A 17358-nucleotide genomic window follows, 5' to 3' on the forward strand; every position below is an offset into this window, starting at 1 on the left:
CTCCTTCTTATCCTTGGTTTTGGATATACTTTTCTAGTTCTTCAATCCCTTGACGTAAACGTTCTTCCGAAATCTCAATAGGAATTAAATGAACCTTTTCTTTTGAATCAATAAATTGAACCATTGCATCGAGTACTGCTTCTTCTTCTGGGTAAAGGCCCATTTGTCGTAACGACATGGGCAAGTTTAGCTCTTGATAAAAGGGGATTAATGCGTCTATGATGGCCCACCTTTTTTCCAATGCTAATTGATAGAAGATGCCGTAAGCTACTTTTTCGCCATGTAAATAGTCATGACTTTTTGGTAAAAATTTACTCATAGCATCATGCATGGCGTGTGCTGCTGCATTGCGGGCGTATTTGTCACCGAAACCGCCGACTAATCCGGAAACGGCGAAAACAATTTCTGAAAGATGGACAAATTCAGGCGTGAGTTTGCCCTCGTCCATCGCTGCTAAGGCTGATTTTGAGTCCCGCATAATCGCTTCTTGCGAAAGCTTGGCGGTCGCTCCCGCTAATTGTAAAAAGGGTTCCCCTTGCAAATGGGCTTGGCGTAAAATGGTCTCTGATTCATACCATTTCGCTAACGTATCAGCTAAACCAGCGACAAAATAATCACGGGGCGCATCAAGAAGCAACTTAGGATCAGTGATTAAAAACGCAGCTTGGCGAAAGAAATGTTCCGTTTTGCCTTCGGCCGCGCCATTTTCTTGATACATCACAGCTAACGGTGTCCACGGCGCACAGTTACTAGCCAAAGTGGGGACCAAGCCAAAATTCAGATTGTTTAAATGGGCGCTGTAGCCCACTAAATCGGCTAACTTACCGCCGCCGACTCCCAGAAGAAAGTCAATCTGGTGTTCCTTTATTTGCTGTGAAATTTGTTCGGCGCCAAAATAACTACATTCTCCTGTGTAAGTGTGATAGAAGAATTGATACTCTGAATCTGCCAAGAAGGACAAAAATGGCTGAGCTTTTTCAAAGGATACGGTGCCATGCACCACCAAAATTCGTTGGGCGTGATATTCCTTGAAAAGTGACGGCACCGAAGCTAAGGCGCCTTCGTGGTAACGATAAAATTGCGGTCCAACTTTCACTTTTAAATCAGTTAACATGCTCCTCCTCCTTCTTAACTAACGTAACGACTGACTTCTTGCACTGCCCGTTGAGGTAAAATACCTTGCACCACGTCTTCCACATCTTGCACGCATTTTTCTCCCATCGCATGCAGGCATTCCCTGGTATAAGCGGAAGTGTGCGGCGTCATTACTACATTTTCAAACGCAAGATAAGGATGATTTTTCCGACCTGGTTCCTCTTCTAAAACATCTGTCCCAAGCCCAGCAATTTTGCCCGATTGCAAACCGGCAATCATGGCTTCTTCATCAATCAAGGCGCCTCGTGCGCTATTGGAAAGATAGACGCCGTCTTTCATCTTGGCAATTTCCGCCGAGCCAATCATGTGATAACTTTCTTCAGTTAAATTGGCACATAAACAAATGATGTCTGCTGAAGCTAGCAACGTATCTAAGTCTACTTTTTTGGCTCCATAACTTTGCAGATAAGTGGCGGATTTATAGGGATCATACGCTAACACGTCACAGCGAAATCCGTTTCGTAACGTCTCCACGACACAACTTCCTGTGTTCCCAACACCAATGACACCCACAGTTTTGTTAAATAACGTCCGACCGACAAAATTCGCTCGTTTTTCCCATTGATCTGCTTTAACGCTGGCATCTGCAGCCACGGTTTGCCGTAAAACAGCTAGTAAATTTGTGACATTGTTTTCCGCCACGGCATCTCGTTCTACTAAAGCTGGGATGATGGAAACAATTGTGTCGTGCTGTTTTGCAGCGTCTAAATCGATGTTGTTATACCCAATACCATGGCGAGAAATCAGCAATAATTCATCTTTATGTTCAAAAAATTCTTTCGTGAAAAATGGCGTCACGCTAGCAATAATAATCGTATATCCTTGTAAACGTTCCGCTAACTCTTTCCCACCAATTTCACTGTCGACTGTAAAATGCTTTACGGTGCCTATTTTTTCTAAGCGCGTCAAGTGTTCAGGAAAAATTTGACCAAAACTACTGGAATTCACTATGGCAATTTTTTGTTTTTTTAACATGACTAAACTCCTTTACTGACTTTTTACGACTTCATGCCCGCCAAATCCTTGTCGCAAAGAAGCGACCACTTTGTTTGAAAAATGATTTGCTAGCATACTTTCATTTCGAGTAAATAAGGACAACGCCGTAGTTGGGACGGGCATCTCCAAACGCAATGCTTCTTCAATCATCCATTTGGCTTCGCCATTTGCTGCAACTTTCCCTTCTAAATTGGCTAACGTAGGATTTTCCGCAAAAACCTCTTTCGCTAAGCCCATCAAGCGAGCTTCAATAATCGAGCCGTGATTCCACACATCGGCTACTTTCTCCAACGCAAAATCATATTCGGCAGCTTCTAATAAATTGAATCCTTCGCCCATGGCTTGCATCATGACGTACTCAATCCCGTTATGCACCATTTTCAAATAGTGACCAGCTCCTGATTTCCCAGCATAAAGATACCCTTGTTCACAAGCTAAATCTTCAAAAAATGGGGTTAACACCTTGACAGCTTCAGGCGCACCGCCAACCATTAAACACGCTCCTTCCCGCGCTCCTTTGATGCCACCAGAAGTACCACAATCAATAAAATAAATTCCTTTTTCCTTAGCAAGCTGAGCATTCGCAACACTATCATGAAAATTTGAATTGCCACTATCCACAATGATATCCTCTGGTGCTAATTGCTCTACCAATTCTGCCACTAATTGATTGGTAATCTGACCAGCGGGGGTACTTAAAAAAATCACCTTCCTTTTATTAAGCGCTTTCAATAATTCCGGCAACGAATCTACAACGGAAAGCCCCTGCTCTCTAGCAGTCGCTCTTGCTCCCTTTGTTACATCAAAGCCAATAATGGGCCAGCCTTGTTCGTGAACATTTAACGCCATGTTCAAACCCATTTTCCCAAGTCCAATAAAGCCAATATCCATTTTTCTTTCACCTGCCTCTTTTGATACTTCAATCATAAAGGATAAAAAAAATAATGTAAACGATTACACTAATTAAAAAATATTTTTTATTTTTTAGCAAAAATCTTGCCTACTCAAAAGGTAAAACGTTTTTATTTTTAAGGAGCTTTCATACAAAAAACACAAGTAAATCTCTTGGTATCACGTTCTTTTTACTGGCTACTTTCTTTAGTTGAGAGAAGTCTTTTCAAGACCCCTTCATTTTTCAGAAAAAAGATTATTTATTTTTTTTGGCTTTTTTAAAGAATTTCTTTTTTGTGGAGAAAAAGAGAAATTGTATTTGTCCTCTTTTTCCACTATAATCAGTCTATACCAACAATGAAAAGGCATTCATTTTATTTTAAAAAAAATAAGATTGGAGGAATGTGTTAATGAAAAACCACTATTTGGATCAACGGATTCGGATCAAAAAACCGAATTTGAGCCTCACAGAAAAGAAAATTTCCGATTACTTTGTTCATTCTGAATCATTATTGACACAAATGACGTTAGAAAGTCTTGCCAACGAAATTGGCGTCTCCCAATCTTCCGTGTATCAATTTGTAAAAAAGATTGGCTATTCTGGGTTCCAAGAATTTAAAATTGATATCGCCAGGAATTCTAATTATCAGCCGACTTTTCAAAACGTCAATAGCGTGAATGGCGCCGATGATATTTCACCAGATGATGATAGTATTACGATTGCTAAAAAAGTCTTACAAGCCAATATTTATTCCCTCAGTAACGCCACACAGTTCTTAACAAAAGAGCTGTTAGATAACGTGTTGGCTTTGATGTACTCTGCCAAAACGCTTCACTTTTTTGGGCAAGGCGGCTCCTCGATTGTGGCTTTTGATAGTTTCCATAAATTCATTCGGACCAACTATCGGTGCAACTACATTTTTGATTACCACATGCAGTTAAGTTTTGTCACAAAATTAACCAGTGAAGATTGCGTGTTTATTTTTTCCCATTCAGGCAAAACCAAGGAATCAATTAACCTAGCACGACAAGTTAAAAAAACCAACGCAAAAATGATTACGTTAACTGGTAACAGCGGTTCAGAGTTGGCAGGCTTGTCCGACGAAGCAATTATTGTCGTCACCGAAGAAGGCTTGTTTCGTGCGGAATCCTTGGCTTCACGGATTAGTTACTTAACGGTAATGGATATTTTATACACAAATACGATGTATCACAATTTTGATCAAAATGCCGATTCCTTGAAAAAAATCCGCGACAACATTAGCACGACTAAGACAGATCCGCATTACTTGTCGTAAAGAAAAGTCTTATTTGTTAGTAGTTGCTTCTGCTCCCACCCTTTATCATTTTTAAGCCTGGAACAAAAATCCAAAATGATTGATGTCCCAGGCTTTTCCTTTGAAGTTTTAATCCTTGGCTTTCTCAGTGCAACTACTCAGGATTTATATTTTTTATCCTTACGAACAGTATCATTAGAATCATCCAGATATCGACTACTCTAAAAAGTAGATTATACTCATACAGCCAAGTTGCTTGCGAACAGACAAGAAAGACTGAAAATATAATGGGTAGGCAAAATAACCTATCTTCTTTTTCCGTTATTGAAATAATTAATAGCGTTAATAAAAATAAAGGAATAAAGAGGAAGTGCATAACCATTTGAGTAACAACTATCGATACAGTAATCGTGTGCTTGTCAAATAGCTGAACTAGTCTTGGATTAAACCAAACAATGGCGACTATTACTAACGAAAAATATTTAGTCACGCTTTCCAGCCTTATTACATACAACAATCCAAAGAAAATTAGTAAACTAATAATGATATCTTTATAAGTAAAAAAATGTTCATAATTCATAATTTTTTTCGTTTCATCTCCACTCAACTTGCTTAACTATTCAAGGTTTAGGTAAATCACGTTTCCCATTTTCTCACATGATCGTTCAAAGAAACAGAACGTTGTTTGGTGTTTTAAAACGTAAAAGTTGAGCAACATATCCTGTCTAAACATTTACTTGGCAGTTTATTTATAGAAAAATTGTTACTTTCCAAATTTTTGTATGCTTTTTAGAAATGAAACCAAGCTTATGTTTTAATGCTTCTTATGCAAATCATTAAAACGAAATCCCCCAAATTTCGCAACTCTTATCATTTCAGATTGTGATGTTCGTCCAATTAAAAAGTGATAGTACTTCTTAACGTATAGTTATTAAATTTTAAATTCAAAGGGGCTACTCTCTTTAATTTTGTTTCTGGTTTTTTCTAAAAGTACTGTTATGTAAGTAATAAGTTCTATACTGGACTTGTAATAGAAAATAAATTTAATTCTTTACAAAAATTAGTATAAGAGAACCCCTTTTTTCATTCTACGACATCATTAGCTGACGATATATAGCAAATTACAAACTAAGTTAATGACGTAGTCCTACTTTTTTCTTCTTTTTTTCTTACTTTTTTCTGCCTGTATTTTTTTAAAAAATTCTTGCCTATCTTCTAATTTCCAAGTACCCTGTTCTGTTCTTTCATATATCCAAATTTTTGTACACCGACAGGCGTTACGAAACGAGGTATGTTGTTTCGCTTCTTTATCCTGAGCAAGATTTAAACAAGAACGAGGAATTGAGAATTCTGGATGATCATGATATAAGCCAATCCCTAAACCAATCTTAGGCGTACTGATTGTGTTCGTCATAGGAATTGTTCTTAATTGTCCGTCAGCGCCTATTCTGACCACATCTGTCTTTATGCTTTTAATGTATTTCAATACCTGAAGCTTATCTTTTACTTTTCTTGTACTTTCTACCCAACATTTTGAAAAGTTCAATTTATTTCTTTTAAAGTCTCTATAAAATTCAATAGCATACTTACTTTTCATTCTTGACTTAGAGGTTTCTCTTTCATTAATATCATAATAACTTATCCCAATTAAGTGCAGAATACTCTCTCTAGTAAAACAAACTTCTAGTTTTTCTTGTTTACTTTTCACGTTTCTTTTATAGAAATAAACTATTTTTTTATTAACAACTTCTACATCTAAAATTTCTAAAACGGCAATAAGTTCATCAAATAAATCTTTACAACTTAAATCACTTGCCACTAATTCTGTTAATCGGAAAGTTTTAGTTACTTTAGCTTCACCCATTCCATCCCTCCTCTACGTTTTCATTTTGATAAAAAAAAACAAACGTGCAAAAAGCACGTTTGTTGAAATATCTCATAAGAGGGTGCATTATTTTCAGCTTTCGCCTAGGCTCCTTCTAAGCCTTCGTACTTTAAATAAATATGCTGATAGTTTATCAACCCTATGACTACTAAATGTATCAGCCTCTAGATCCTTTGTTCATAACGACTTGAAACAGTCAGCTATGAATTGAGAAGTATCATTGGAGTGTCATGCACCGTGACACTGAAAGTAAGTTTTCGATGATTGGCTCTATCATCACTCCAGATAATCTGGTACCCTTTCAGGTGAGTTTTACCTCCAGAAATTCTATATGAGCCATAAGAATTTCTGACTTCTTTCATCCACATTATAGCTAAATCATAGCCTCTTGTCAAATAAAAGCAAACAATTGTTCTCTAAATTCAAACAAGATATCTATTCCCACTGAACAGAAAAAAGATTCACCAATTTTACCTTTGAACCTTTTTTCATTTATGCTTTTATCAAGCAATTTTTTTATATGGTTACATCGAACCTTTAAAAACATCTTTATTCTTAGCAAAATAATCAACACCAGAGTAAATGGTGAAAATCAAGCAGGCATATAGCATGATTTGATCTAGTGGTAGATGAAGTGCTGAAAATGGAATGTTGTTAATGAATAGTAAAATAATTGCAACCATTTGGGTAGCTGTTTTTACTTTTCCTGGCCAAGCTGCTGCCATTACTTCGCCATGTTCGACTAATAACAACCGTAAACCAGTTACTGCCAATTCACGACAAACAATAATTGCTACAATCCAAGCAGGTACTTTGCCTTGACCAACTAAGACGATAAAAGCGGTCATCACTAGCATTTTGTCCGCTAATGGGTCCGCAAATTTTCCGAAGTTCGTCACCAAGCCTTGTGCACGGGCAATTTTGCCATCCAACCAGTCTGTAAAACTAGCAACTGCAAAAATAATCGCGCCCACTAATTGGGTAACGGCTAACGTTGTGTCGCCAAAACTAATCGTTCCCCAGTCCATCGGCACCGACACAATAATAATAAAAATCGGAATCATAAATATTCTTAAAACTGTTAATTTATTTGGTAAATTCACTTCAATTGCCCCTTCCTTCTCCTGTTCTATTTTACGTTATCTTGCTGGCAGTGTCACGAAAAAAAGAAAAGAATCTGGAATAATTGCCGTTTGACAGTTTATCCAGATTCTTCTTACACCATTTCTAACGATACGTAATCCCTAATGTAACATCCTTACGAATTAAAACTGGCGTTTTTTCCAGTGTTAAATCGGCGCCATCGACTTGAATGGCGACGTTATTTGAGGCGCCTAGAATCAGTGTTGCATTGGCGGCATTCGCAGGTAAAGCTGTTGTTTGGGTCTCTCCTGCTTGCAGGGTGTGTTGGTACGTATAGTTGCCATCGACCATCACGCCAATCCAGCAAGAGCCTTCAGTCCCTTTAAAGGTAATGTTGATTGGACTATTCGCATCTTTAACCGTTGCAGTCACTTGATTGTTGGCATCACTCACCACAGCCACAGCTGTTTTCTTCTCTGGTTCGCTTGAAGAAGACGGCGGTGTACTACTTTGTGTGCTACTTTCTGGGGCTTGACTTGATTCTTTGGGTTTTTCCACACTGGCACTAGTTGCCGGTGTTTGAATAATCGGTTCGGCTTTTTGATCTTGCCACATAATATACAGCACCACGACCGCAATGGCTAAACCAATTAACGAAAAGGCAATGGCTGGTAAGTTCCGCAGTAACCAACTGGATTGCTTTTCTTCGTCATGCAATTGCTTACGTGACCCTTCAAGCTCTTCATACACTGGCTTGGGTTCTTCGACAATTGCTGGTTCTTTGCCATCATAGATATCTACCAATTGATTGCCATCTAAGCCGACCGCACTTGCATATTGGCGGATAAACGCCCGCACATAAAAGGTGCCTGGTAAGGACTCAAAATCGTTTTGTTCAATAATTTCTAAATATCTTTTTTGAATTTTTGTCATTTGTTGCAGTTCATCAATTGAGATGTTCTTCTGCAATCTTGCTTCTTTTAGTGTTTCTCCAATATTTACGCTGGCCACTCGTCCATCTTCTCCAGTCTATTTTGTTAATTTATCGATTGTCTCATCAGTCTTTTTCAATTGCCAAGGAAAACATTCCCGTCCTTTAAGAATACCACAAAAGAAGCCAACTGAGGATAACAAAATTGAAAGATTTCAAAGATTTTTCTTTTTCTTAAACAGTTGGTTTATTGCTCGGTTTCTCCTTTAGGATACATGTAGAAACGGCTCAATCCTTCTTCACGAATAAAGGTCTTTGCTACTTGGCGGACGTCGGCTAATTGAATGCTTTCAATGACTTCAATCTTATCAAACAGCGTGGTTTCCCCAAACAATGATTGTGAAAATTGGTTGGCGATATACTCTAAAGAGTTTAAGGATTGGAAATATTTACCAATCATTTTTTTCTTCAATAAGGACAAATTTTCTTCCGTTAATTCTGGACTTGTTGTGGCAGATAATAAAATAGCTTCAATTCGTTCTGCTAAGACTTCTGGTTGCTCACTATCGCCGCCAATATCCGCAAAATGGAAACTGCGATCTAAATTAAAGTCATAACTAAAACTATCATCTAACAAGCCTTCATCATAAAGAGCCAAATAGTTTTGAGAGGTATTACCAAACAATAATTGTAACAACAAATTCACGGTGACTTGATATTTCATTAAGTCACGACCCGTTGTTGGCACTTCATCTAAGCCTTTCAAGCCAACAAGCACTTTTGCCCGTGTGACTGCCATTTCAATGGCGCTCTCTTTGACAATGTCAGCAGCTGTTTCTTCAGGAAAATGCCGACGAATAGGTTGGGCGGCAGGAAACTCTTTCGCCGCTTGGTTTTCACGAATGAACGCCATTAACGCTTCAGGGTCCATTTTCCCTACCACGAATAAGGTCATATTACTTGGATGATAAAACGTATTGTAGCATGTATACAAATCTTCTGCGGTAATTTCCGCAATACTTGCCACTGTGCCGGCAATATCAATATGCAATGGATGCTTCGGATAAAGGTTGCCTAAAACCCCAAAGAACAAGCGCCAGTTAGGATCATCTAAATACATTTGAATTTCTTGTCCAATGATGCCTTTTTCTTTTTCGACCGTTTCCTTCGTGAAATACGGCGATTGCACAAAATCAAGCAACGTTTCTAGATTTTGTGTCACTTGATCCGTCGTTGAAAACAAATAACTCGTTTTCGTAAAACTGGTAAAGGCATTCGCTGAAGCTCCTTGTTGTCCAAATTTTTGGAAGACATCGCCATCTTCTTTTTCAAACATTTTATGTTCTAAAAAGTGGGCGATTCCGTCAGGTACTTCAATCATTTCCTCTTGACCAATTGGCACGAACGTGTTGTCAATGGAACCATAATCGGTCGTAAACAAGCCATACGTTTTTTGGAAATCATTTTTCGGTAATAGGTAAACTTTTAAACCATTCGCCAGTGTTTCTGTATACAATGTTTCTTTAATTTGTGCATAGTCTTTTTTAATCATTTTCCGTTTCTCCTTCCAAAAAGAAGATCGCTTGAAGTTCCAAGCGTTTGGCTACTTCTTGGATTTCTGGAATAGTCACGGCATTAATCCGTGCAATCCATTCCTCCGCCGTCAGCATCGTCTGCGGCATTAATTCGTTCAAGTATTCTTTTTCCAGCCACGCGCCTGCATTATCTAACGCTAAGATATACTGATTTTTTAACATTGCTTTCGTTTGTTCAATTTCTAATTCGCTAATCTTACCTAAGCGAATATTTTCCAATTCTGTCGAAATCAAACGCAAGACCTGATTCCGATTTTTGCCATCGATCCCTGTTTGAACCGTCATGAAGCCACGGAAAGTGTCGATACTACTAGAAGCATAATACGCTAAATGCTCTTTCTCACGGACATTCATAAATAATTTAGAATGCGGGAAACCGCCAAAAATTCCATTAAACACTTGCAACGCAAAATAATAGCTATCGCCATAATAAATATCCGTGTTGTAAGCCAAGTTTAATTTCGATTGGGCTAGCACCTCACGCTCGGTCCGCTCTTCAATCACGTTGCGAATCGGTTGATTGTAGAAAATCGCGGCTTTGCCTTCTTCACGAGGTGTAAACGGTAATTGCTTGAATAATGGCACTAACTCCGCCTCATTGACATCGCCTAAAACAAAAATATCCACTTGATCTTCCGCCAGCATTTTTTGATAATATGCTGCTAATGACGCCGCTGTTTCCTCAGCTAACGCCGCAACGGTCCCGAAACTAGGGATTTTTTGATCCTCCGATTGATTAAAATAGACACTTTGAAGCGCCAAAGAAGCATAGGTTTGCTTGTCCTCCACAATACTTTCCAAGTACGCTTTCAAGTTCTCTTTCTCCCGTTGGAAGGTTTCCGCCTCAAATTGGCCCGCTTGAATATTGGGGGCAAAAATAATTTCCTTCAAAAAGTCCACCGCTTCGGCGAGAACCTGACTATCCTGTAAATAATGATCATTGACAATGTTCATAGAAATATTAAACCAATGTTGATTGCCTTTTTTGGAAACGCCAATCCCAAAGCTGGCGCCGTAAAGCTCCGCCAAACGCTCACTTAACTTGACTTGATTCGGGTAATTCAAGCTGTTGGTTTCCATCAAACTGGACAACAGCGTTCTTTTTGTAATGGTTTCATGATTTAATCGTGTATTAAAGCGGACTAAAAGACGCACCGTTTTATATTTTTCTGTAGGAATGACGTGTAAATTCACGCCTTTAACTAATTGAACAGACATTGCCGCATCGCTCCTTCATTTGCTTCATCTTACCTAAAGAATGCTGTGAAATATATGTATCGCGTAAATTCTAAAGCATTTTTTAATGTTTTTTCCAATAGCTCCATTATAACACAGCTTCAGGTGCTTTCTGAATGATAAGAGTTTTTCAGTTCAAATTTTCAAGAAGATTCGGTATACTGTTTTTAAAGTGAGGAGGGAAAAAAGAATGATTAAAGAATTTAAAGAGTTTATCATGCGCGGGAGTGTCTTAGACCTAGCCGTTGGTGTTGTCATTGGTAGTGCGTTTACAGCGATTGTGACACAAGTGGTGGAAGGCTTGATTACCCCGTTAATTAGTCTGATTTTTGTCTTGACGACTGGGAAAAAGAGTGCCGACGATGCATTGGGTGCCCTTGTTTATAAAGTCGAAGGCGTTGAATTCAATATTGGTAGCGTGATTAGTGCACTTATTACATTTTTAATTACGGCCTTCGTCCTCTTCTTGATTGTCAAAGCGGCCAACAAAATGAAAAACCGTGGCAAAAAAGAAGAAGCGGCAGAAGAAGAAGTGGTACCAACGAGCGAAGATTACTTAAAAGAAATTCGCGACTTATTAGCGGCGCAAACACCGCCTGCTGAAACTGTCAAAACAGACAGCACCTTCACAGAGAAATAAGCAAAAAGTCATCCTGAGGGGATGACTTTTTTGTTTGGACTTACACAGATGGTCCTGCGACGAGATTCCACGTGATACTGCCTGTGTAGGCCCCTGCTTTAATATTGTTGGCTGGTGTTGTGATGTTTAAAGCTGTATTAAACAGTGAAAATTGCCATAATCCTTGGCCTTGACCAGCTGCTGCGTTAGCCATTAATTGGGCTTCCCCGCCTAAATCAAGGGTCCAATTTTGCGGAGCAGCCAGTTGTGGTCTGACTTCTGGCGCAGAGACTGCTGTCGTCAGAGCTACATAGCTATTGCTTGTTGCCTCGTATTCCAAATCAAGTTGAGTAATCAGCGCCACTTTAATGTTGCCTTGTAAGCTTTCAGTGCCTAATTTTAGGCCATTAGATTGGGCCGTTAAATGCCAGCCTTCTTTGCCGCCGCGTACGTCACCGACACCAATCATTTCTGTATGGCCGTTGATGGCTTCTGGGTCTCTTTGGTTAAGAATTGGTTTCGTTAAATCATCAGAAATTGATAATTTCCCAAAATTAAATTCGCGAGGAATAAACAGTAAATCAAAGTTACTGTTTGAACCATTCGGGTCTGGATCAACGGTATTGGCATCGCCGTTGCCGTCTGGCAACGTGCCGCCTTCAAATGTTGCTGTGACTGGCGTATTCCCTGTCGTAGTCGCCTGTGCTGAAAGAGGTGCTAAACTTGCGCCAACAACTGCGCTACCAACTAATAAACTTGTCATCATTTTCTTTTTCATTTGTGTTCTTCTCCTTTACGATTGAATGATTATTAGAGGGCAGACCAGCAGTTACCAACTGATGGTCCGTCCTCTATTCTTTTGTTGCTTGTGCTTAGATTGATGGACCTGCGACAAGGTTCCATGTGATGTTGCCTGTGTAGGCGCCTGCTTTGATTTGTTGGTAAGGGGTTGTGATGTTTAATGTATGCTCAGTCATATAGGAATCCCACATTCCTTGTCCTTTTCCACTAGAAGCGTTAGCCATTAATGAAGCATCTTCTCCAATGGTAATACTTGTAGCTGAAAGTACAGGTGCAACAGGACTATTAGTAAAATCATTTATACCACCTGTAGTAGTAATAAACTTGTTTGTAGTTTCATCATAAGTTAGCATATATCCTGTCTGTTTAAAAGAATATACACCAAATAACTTATCCTCACCATTTTTCATTTCAGGAAGTGTCGCTGTTACATGCCATCCTTCTTTCGTCCCTCGAATGTCACCAACTGCATAATTGACATACGACTTAGACTTGATAGATGATAAATCACCTGATACAGAAGTTTTATCAAACGAAATTGCTTCAGGGATAAAAAGCAAATCAAAGTTCCCGTTTGATGTATTAGGATCTGGATCCTTTGTGTTATTATCAAAACCATCCCCATCTGGCAACACCCCTCCACCAAACTCTACCTGCACTGGTGTATTCCCAGTGGTCACCGCTTGTGCCGAAAGGGGTGCTAAACTTGCGCCAACGATTGCGCTACCAACTAATAAACTTGCCATCATTTTCTTTTTCATCATAATATGTACGTCTCCTTTTACTGTATGAATTTCCAGAGCGCTCGGTTCCTTTTTTCTACGCTTCCGAAGCTATAGCCTTATTATACAAGAATCTGTTCTCTTCGTAATTTTAAATATTTAACAGCCATTCATGAAAATTGATGATTCCTTTAAAACCAAGCGTTTCTCTTGATTTCAAGCTTTAATTTCAGCACTTTTTGATATTTATAAATGTTATTTAATGATTTTTTCGTCAAATTTGTTTAAAAAACAAGAAGAAAACGTCAAAAAGTAAGAGTTAGACCTCTACTTCTTGACGTTTTCTCCTAAAATCTTATACATTTACCGGCGGTTCTTGCGAAAAAACCGTCAATTTTCATTTAATGACAGCCGTTTTTATATTTGTTCGTCACTAAGACTTACAATTTACGGCGACGGGCGAATTCCACAAACTTAAATTTGTTTAAGCGGTGACGGGATTCCGTATAGCCAAAACAGCGGGTATCTTCCAAGTTCATAATACTGCGGACCACGACGACATGATTGCCTTCCACTTCACCAATCAGCTGCTTGTCCATCTCTGTGAGCGGTTCCACGGTAATCTCTTTCTGGGCGTAACTAATCGCCAAGCCAAGGTCGTTTTCCAGATAATCGAAAATCGAATCTTCGGCACGGTGCTTCGGCAATTTTGGGACAATCTCTTTAATCAAGTAATCAATATCTAAAATATCGACTTCCCCTTCAATCTCCCGTTGCCGAACTAAGCGCCACACAGGGGCCCCTTCCCTCCAGCCAGTCAACTGAGCCAAGTTGTGCGCCACAGGAATTTCTTCTAAGGAAACCACATGGGTATGACTTTCAATATGCTGCGTTTGTTGCAACTCCTTGTAACTGGTCACCCCTGAAATAGGAAAATTAAACTTTTTAAAGTTGAGCACAATCGAGCCTTTGCCTTGTTTTTTCTGAATGTAGCCAGCGTTAATTAGTAAATTCAAGGCTTTCCGAATTGTTTCACGGGAAACATTGTAAGTTTCCACTAATTGATTTTCACTAGGTAATAAATCGCCTGGCTGATAGTCGCCTTGGACAATTTGTTGTTCTAATTCTAAAAATATGTCATGAAACTTGTTCATGCCGATCCTCCTCTACCAACAATTTCTTTTCTAAAAGCATAGCATATTCCCTCCGAAAAACCTAGAGCTGGTCAGAAAAATCCCCCACACTTTCTGCCCTGCTTACGCCACTGACTACCCCAGCCAAACCACTGCTTGACCGCCTTTTTTCCGGACCCAGCGTAGTCTGTTGCTGCCCCCTTCTGGAAAAGTTTTCCCAAGAATCTAGGGAAAATCCTTGTAATTCTGATTCGTTCATACTATACTGTAGTCAAATACAACATGTCTATACAAGTTTACAAGGAGGCGCCAAACATGACCATTTTAGAATTAACATTCGCAACGAACCAACTCACGACGACTTTTTTTAACCATAAATTGGAACCGCTTCACCAAAAAACGTTCCCTTTTGAAGCCTTGACTATCGAAGAAACGGTTCCTGAACTGTGCCAATTGATTGTGGCAGAGGCTGCGCCGATTCTAGGGGGGATTGTGGCTGATTTCCCAGCGGATTTCTTTTCGCCAGAGGAAACGTTGGCGCTGGTTCCGCAAGCGGTGATTCAAGCATTCGCGGAACAGTTGAACACGCCACTTTTAACGGCAGCCGAACAAGCGGCGGCACCGAATCTGCTGGCAGCATTTGAAGAAAAACGGCAGTATCTGGCTTGGCATTTGGACTATTATGGCTACGTGCCTGGGAAAAATGAATATGCGGTGGAGTCCCTGTTAACTGTCGGCAATGGCTTTTTAGGCTTGCGCGGCACAACACCTGAGATGACGATTTCTGATGATCATTATCCAGCGACCTACATTGCGGGGCTTTATAATACAGCGGCTTCGGAAGTTGCGGGTCAAGTAGTGGAAAATGAAGATTTCGTCAATGCTCCTGACAACCAACACATCGCTTTAAAAATTGGCGATGCCACTGACTGGTTAACGATTTCTCCAGACACGCTACAACAATTACACCGTCAATTGAACTTGAAAACGGGATTGTTTGTCGCAGAAATGATTTTGAAAGATGCGGACAATCAGCAAATTAAATTAACCACGAAAAAAATCGCCAATATGGCACAGCCGAATGACTATCATCTGCAATATACGTTTGAGCCGTTAAACTTTTCAGCCCCGATTACTTTGAAAACCGTCACGGATGGCAGTGTCTACAACTATAACGTGGCGCGGTATCGCAACTTAACAGCGAAACATTTTCAGGTGACAGCATTAAGCGCGCAGGAAAACAAAACCGTGATTGAGGTTTGTACCAATCAATCCAACTTGAGTGTCCGAGAAACGGCCTTGATAACCGGTGATTTTTTTGAAAAAGAAGCCATTATGATTCAAGAAGAAGCGGAAAAAATCGCCCAAGTGGTGACCGTGATGGCGCACCAAGGAACGTGCTATACGCTAGAAAAACAAGTCTTTGTGCAAGCCAGCCACGCCGAACAAAGTTGGCAGGTACCGTTTACGCCGAAGGACTCTTTTGCGGCCGCCGCTCAGGAAAGCGCCCGCGCTTGGCAAACCCTTTGGCAACAAGCCAACATTACCGTGACAGGTGATTTGATGTCTCAAAAACTTTTGCGGATTCACAGTTATCACTTGCTGGCTTCGGCTTCGCCTTTTAGCAACCAAGCCCAAGCATTGGACGTCTCGATTACCGCCCGAGGCTTGCATGGTGAAGCGTATCGTGGACATATTTTCTGGGATGAAATTTTTATTTTACCTTTTTATATTCAACATTATCCTGACACAGCGAAACAATTGTTGCTGTATCGTTACCACCGATTAGAGAAAGCGAAGGAAAATGCGGCGGCCAGCCAGTATCGTGGCGCAATGTATCCGTGGCAATCAGGGCGTGATGGGCGTGAAACCACGCAAAAACTTCACTTAAATCCGTTGAATGGACATTGGGGCGAGGATCATAGTATTTTGCAACGACATGTGTCCTTGGCGATTGCTTACAATGCTTGGTTGTATTGGCATAGTACACAGGATCATGAATTTATGAAACAATATGGCGGCGAAATGTTGTTAGAAATCGCTCAATTTTGGAACAGCGCTGCGACGTTAGATGACGCAACAGGACGGTTTTTTATTGATAAAGTGATGGGACCTGATGAGTTTCACGAGGGCTATCCAGACCAAGCGGAAAGCGGCTTGAAAAACAACGCCTATACGAATTTGATGGTGGTTTGGCTATTCGAAGAATTAACCAACATTTTGGCACTTTTCTCTGAGGAAGAACAGGCACAACTTTTTGCCAAAACGCAGACCACTTCGGATGATTTAGCCCGCATGCAGCAAATTCAAAATTCACTGGAAATTGAAGTTAATTCTGACGGCATTATTGCGCAATATGAAGGGTATTTCGGCTTAAAAGAGATTGACTGGGCGGCGATGAAAGAGAAATACGGCAATATTTACCGCATGGATCGAATTTTAAAAGCCGAAGGAGAATCTCCCGATGATTACAAAGTGGCGAAACAAGCCGACACGTTAATGTTGTTCTACAACTTAGACAAAACTCGGGTGGATCAAATTTTAGAAGATTTAGGGTATCAATTGCCTGCGGATTATTTGGAAAAAAATCTTTTGTATTATCTAAAACGGACGTCTCATGGTTCGACTTTGTCACGAATTGTTCATGCCCAATTGGCAGAAATGGCGCAATTCCATGAGCTATCTTGGCAACTTTATCAAGAAGCGTTGTATTCCGATTATCGTGACATTCAAGGTGGCACGACCGCTGAAGGGATTCATACAGGGGTCATGGCTGCGACGATCCACGTTACTTTAGCGACGTATGCAGGCGTTGACACGCGCCAGAACGAGTTATCAATTTGTCCAAACTTACCTGAACATTGGCAAGCGCTGACGTTCCAGTTTATTCATCAAGGCGTGACGTATCAATTTTCATTAACACAAACCAGTGTCACGATTACAGCAGATAGAGACACACAATTATTGGTTCAGGGCGCGTTGATTCCGTTAACCGCCGAACGACCAAAAGAAGTACATTATCAATAAAGGAGCG

14 protein-coding genes are annotated in these 17358 nt (G+C 40.0%); 3 read left to right on the forward strand and 11 right to left on the reverse strand.

The genetic code is table 11. The annotated features are described in order from the left end of the window. Positions 1-7: 7 nt before the first annotated feature. Genes IGJ24_RS12485 through gnd form a run of 3 tightly spaced genes read right to left on the reverse strand, consistent with a single transcriptional unit; the run spans position 8 to position 3078 of the window. On the reverse strand, positions 8-1114 hold the full coding sequence (locus IGJ24_RS12485) for an iron-containing alcohol dehydrogenase family protein (protein WP_242384496.1): 1107 nt from the start codon (positions 1112-1114) through the stop codon (positions 8-10). A 14-nt stretch (positions 1115-1128) separates the two neighbouring features. Further along, positions 1129-2130 (reverse strand): D-isomer specific 2-hydroxyacid dehydrogenase family protein, encoded by a 1002-nt coding sequence (locus tag IGJ24_RS12490; RefSeq protein ID WP_289865739.1) that lies wholly within the window; start codon positions 2128-2130, stop codon positions 1129-1131. Positions 2131-2142: 12 nt separating this feature from the next. Further along, positions 2143-3078: a phosphogluconate dehydrogenase (NAD(+)-dependent, decarboxylating) gene (gnd, locus tag IGJ24_RS12495; RefSeq protein WP_002368456.1), complete on the reverse strand. Its 936-nt coding sequence runs from the start codon at positions 3076-3078 to the stop codon at positions 2143-2145. Between the two features lie 374 nt (positions 3079-3452). On the opposite strand from gnd, the gene IGJ24_RS12500 reads away from it, so the two are divergent. Beyond that, positions 3453-4340: a MurR/RpiR family transcriptional regulator gene (locus IGJ24_RS12500; protein ID WP_002383224.1), complete on the forward strand. Its 888-nt coding sequence runs from the start codon at positions 3453-3455 to the stop codon at positions 4338-4340. A 1126-nt stretch (positions 4341-5466) separates the two neighbouring features. On the opposite strand, the gene IGJ24_RS12505 is transcribed toward IGJ24_RS12500, so the two are convergent. From IGJ24_RS12505 to yfmF, 5 genes are all read right to left on the reverse strand, one after another. After that, positions 5467-6183: a PBECR4 domain-containing protein gene (locus tag IGJ24_RS12505; RefSeq protein WP_002378980.1), complete on the reverse strand. Its 717-nt coding sequence runs from the start codon at positions 6181-6183 to the stop codon at positions 5467-5469. 545 nt (positions 6184-6728) lie between these two features. After that, a complete protein-coding gene (gene pgsA, locus IGJ24_RS12510) occupies positions 6729-7307 on the reverse strand; it encodes a CDP-diacylglycerol--glycerol-3-phosphate 3-phosphatidyltransferase (RefSeq protein WP_002365382.1) in 579 nt (192 codons plus the stop codon). A gap of 124 nt (positions 7308-7431) precedes the next feature. After that, the gene (locus IGJ24_RS12515; protein ID WP_002359020.1) at positions 7432-8298 is read right to left on the reverse strand and encodes a RodZ domain-containing protein; all 867 of its coding nucleotides are present in this window, start codon (positions 8296-8298) and stop codon (positions 7432-7434) included. Positions 8299-8465: 167 nt separating this feature from the next. Then, positions 8466-9770, reverse strand: coding sequence for an EF-P 5-aminopentanol modification-associated protein YfmH (gene yfmH / locus IGJ24_RS12520; RefSeq protein ID WP_289865738.1), 1305 nt, complete (start codon positions 9768-9770; stop codon positions 8466-8468). Continuing rightward, positions 9763-11031, reverse strand: coding sequence for an EF-P 5-aminopentanol modification-associated protein YfmF (gene yfmF, locus IGJ24_RS12525; protein WP_002398177.1), 1269 nt, complete (start codon positions 11029-11031; stop codon positions 9763-9765). The genes yfmH and yfmF overlap by 8 nt, the downstream gene beginning before the upstream one ends. Positions 11032-11239: 208 nt before the next feature. Here yfmF and mscL point away from each other — a divergent pair, with 208 nt between their 5' ends. Next, positions 11240-11689 (forward strand): large conductance mechanosensitive channel protein MscL, encoded by a 450-nt coding sequence (gene mscL, locus IGJ24_RS12530; RefSeq protein ID WP_002354883.1) that lies wholly within the window; start codon positions 11240-11242, stop codon positions 11687-11689. A 40-nt stretch (positions 11690-11729) separates the two neighbouring features. On the opposite strand, the gene IGJ24_RS12535 is transcribed toward mscL, so the two are convergent. The 3 genes from IGJ24_RS12535 to treR form a co-directional block, all read right to left on the reverse strand. Continuing rightward, positions 11730-12446, reverse strand: a complete 717-nt coding sequence (locus IGJ24_RS12535) for a WxL domain-containing protein (protein WP_194178247.1) — start codon at positions 12444-12446, stop codon at positions 11730-11732. A gap of 94 nt (positions 12447-12540) precedes the next feature. Beyond that, positions 12541-13233 (reverse strand): WxL domain-containing protein, encoded by a 693-nt coding sequence (locus IGJ24_RS12540; protein WP_409333584.1) that lies wholly within the window; start codon positions 13231-13233, stop codon positions 12541-12543. Between the two features lie 398 nt (positions 13234-13631). Beyond that, positions 13632-14345 carry a trehalose operon repressor gene (gene treR, locus IGJ24_RS12545; RefSeq protein ID WP_194178248.1) on the reverse strand — a complete coding sequence of 238 codons (714 nt, stop codon included), beginning with the start codon at positions 14343-14345 and terminating at the stop codon, positions 13632-13634. Between the two features lie 261 nt (positions 14346-14606). On the opposite strand from treR, the gene IGJ24_RS12550 reads away from it, so the two are divergent. Continuing rightward, a complete protein-coding gene (locus tag IGJ24_RS12550; protein WP_289865737.1) occupies positions 14607-17351 on the forward strand; it encodes a glycoside hydrolase family 65 protein in 2745 nt (914 codons plus the stop codon). The last annotated feature ends 7 nt before the right edge of the window (positions 17352-17358 follow it).

Source organism: Enterococcus sp. DIV0546, assembly GCF_051712785.1.
GTDB lineage: Bacteria > Bacillota > Bacilli > Lactobacillales > Enterococcaceae > Enterococcus > Enterococcus faecalis.

What these genes read in the sequence shown, in the direction of transcription:
- IGJ24_RS12535 (WP_194178247.1), bottom strand. Translation starts at nt 12,446, where the DNA reads ATGAAAAAGAAAATGATGACAAGTTTATTAGTTGGTAGCGCAGTTGTT.
- IGJ24_RS12500 (WP_002383224.1), top strand. Translation starts at nt 3,453, where the DNA reads ATGAAAAACCACTATTTGGATCAACGGATTCGGATCAAAAAACCGAAT.
- yfmH (WP_289865738.1), bottom strand. Translation starts at nt 9,770, where the DNA reads ATGATTAAAAAAGACTATGCACAAATTAAAGAAACATTGTATACAGAA.
- IGJ24_RS12505 (WP_002378980.1), bottom strand. Translation starts at nt 6,183, where the DNA reads ATGGGTGAAGCTAAAGTAACTAAAACTTTCCGATTAACAGAATTAGTG.
- mscL (WP_002354883.1), top strand. Translation starts at nt 11,240, where the DNA reads ATGATTAAAGAATTTAAAGAGTTTATCATGCGCGGGAGTGTCTTAGAC.
- IGJ24_RS12485 (WP_242384496.1), bottom strand. Translation starts at nt 1,114, where the DNA reads ATGTTAACTGATTTAAAAGTGAAAGTTGGACCGCAATTTTATCGTTAC.
- treR (WP_194178248.1), bottom strand. Translation starts at nt 14,345, where the DNA reads ATGAACAAGTTTCATGACATATTTTTAGAATTAGAACAACAAATTGTC.
- IGJ24_RS12490 (WP_289865739.1), bottom strand. Translation starts at nt 2,130, where the DNA reads ATGTTAAAAAAACAAAAAATTGCCATAGTGAATTCCAGTAGTTTTGGT.
- gnd (WP_002368456.1), bottom strand. Translation starts at nt 3,078, where the DNA reads ATGATTGAAGTATCAAAAGAGGCAGGTGAAAGAAAAATGGATATTGGC.
- IGJ24_RS12540 (WP_409333584.1), bottom strand. Translation starts at nt 13,233, where the DNA reads ATGATGAAAAAGAAAATGATGGCAAGTTTATTAGTTGGTAGCGCAATC.
- IGJ24_RS12550 (WP_289865737.1), top strand. Translation starts at nt 14,607, where the DNA reads ATGTCTATACAAGTTTACAAGGAGGCGCCAAACATGACCATTTTAGAA.
- yfmF (WP_002398177.1), bottom strand. Translation starts at nt 11,031, where the DNA reads ATGTCTGTTCAATTAGTTAAAGGCGTGAATTTACACGTCATTCCTACA.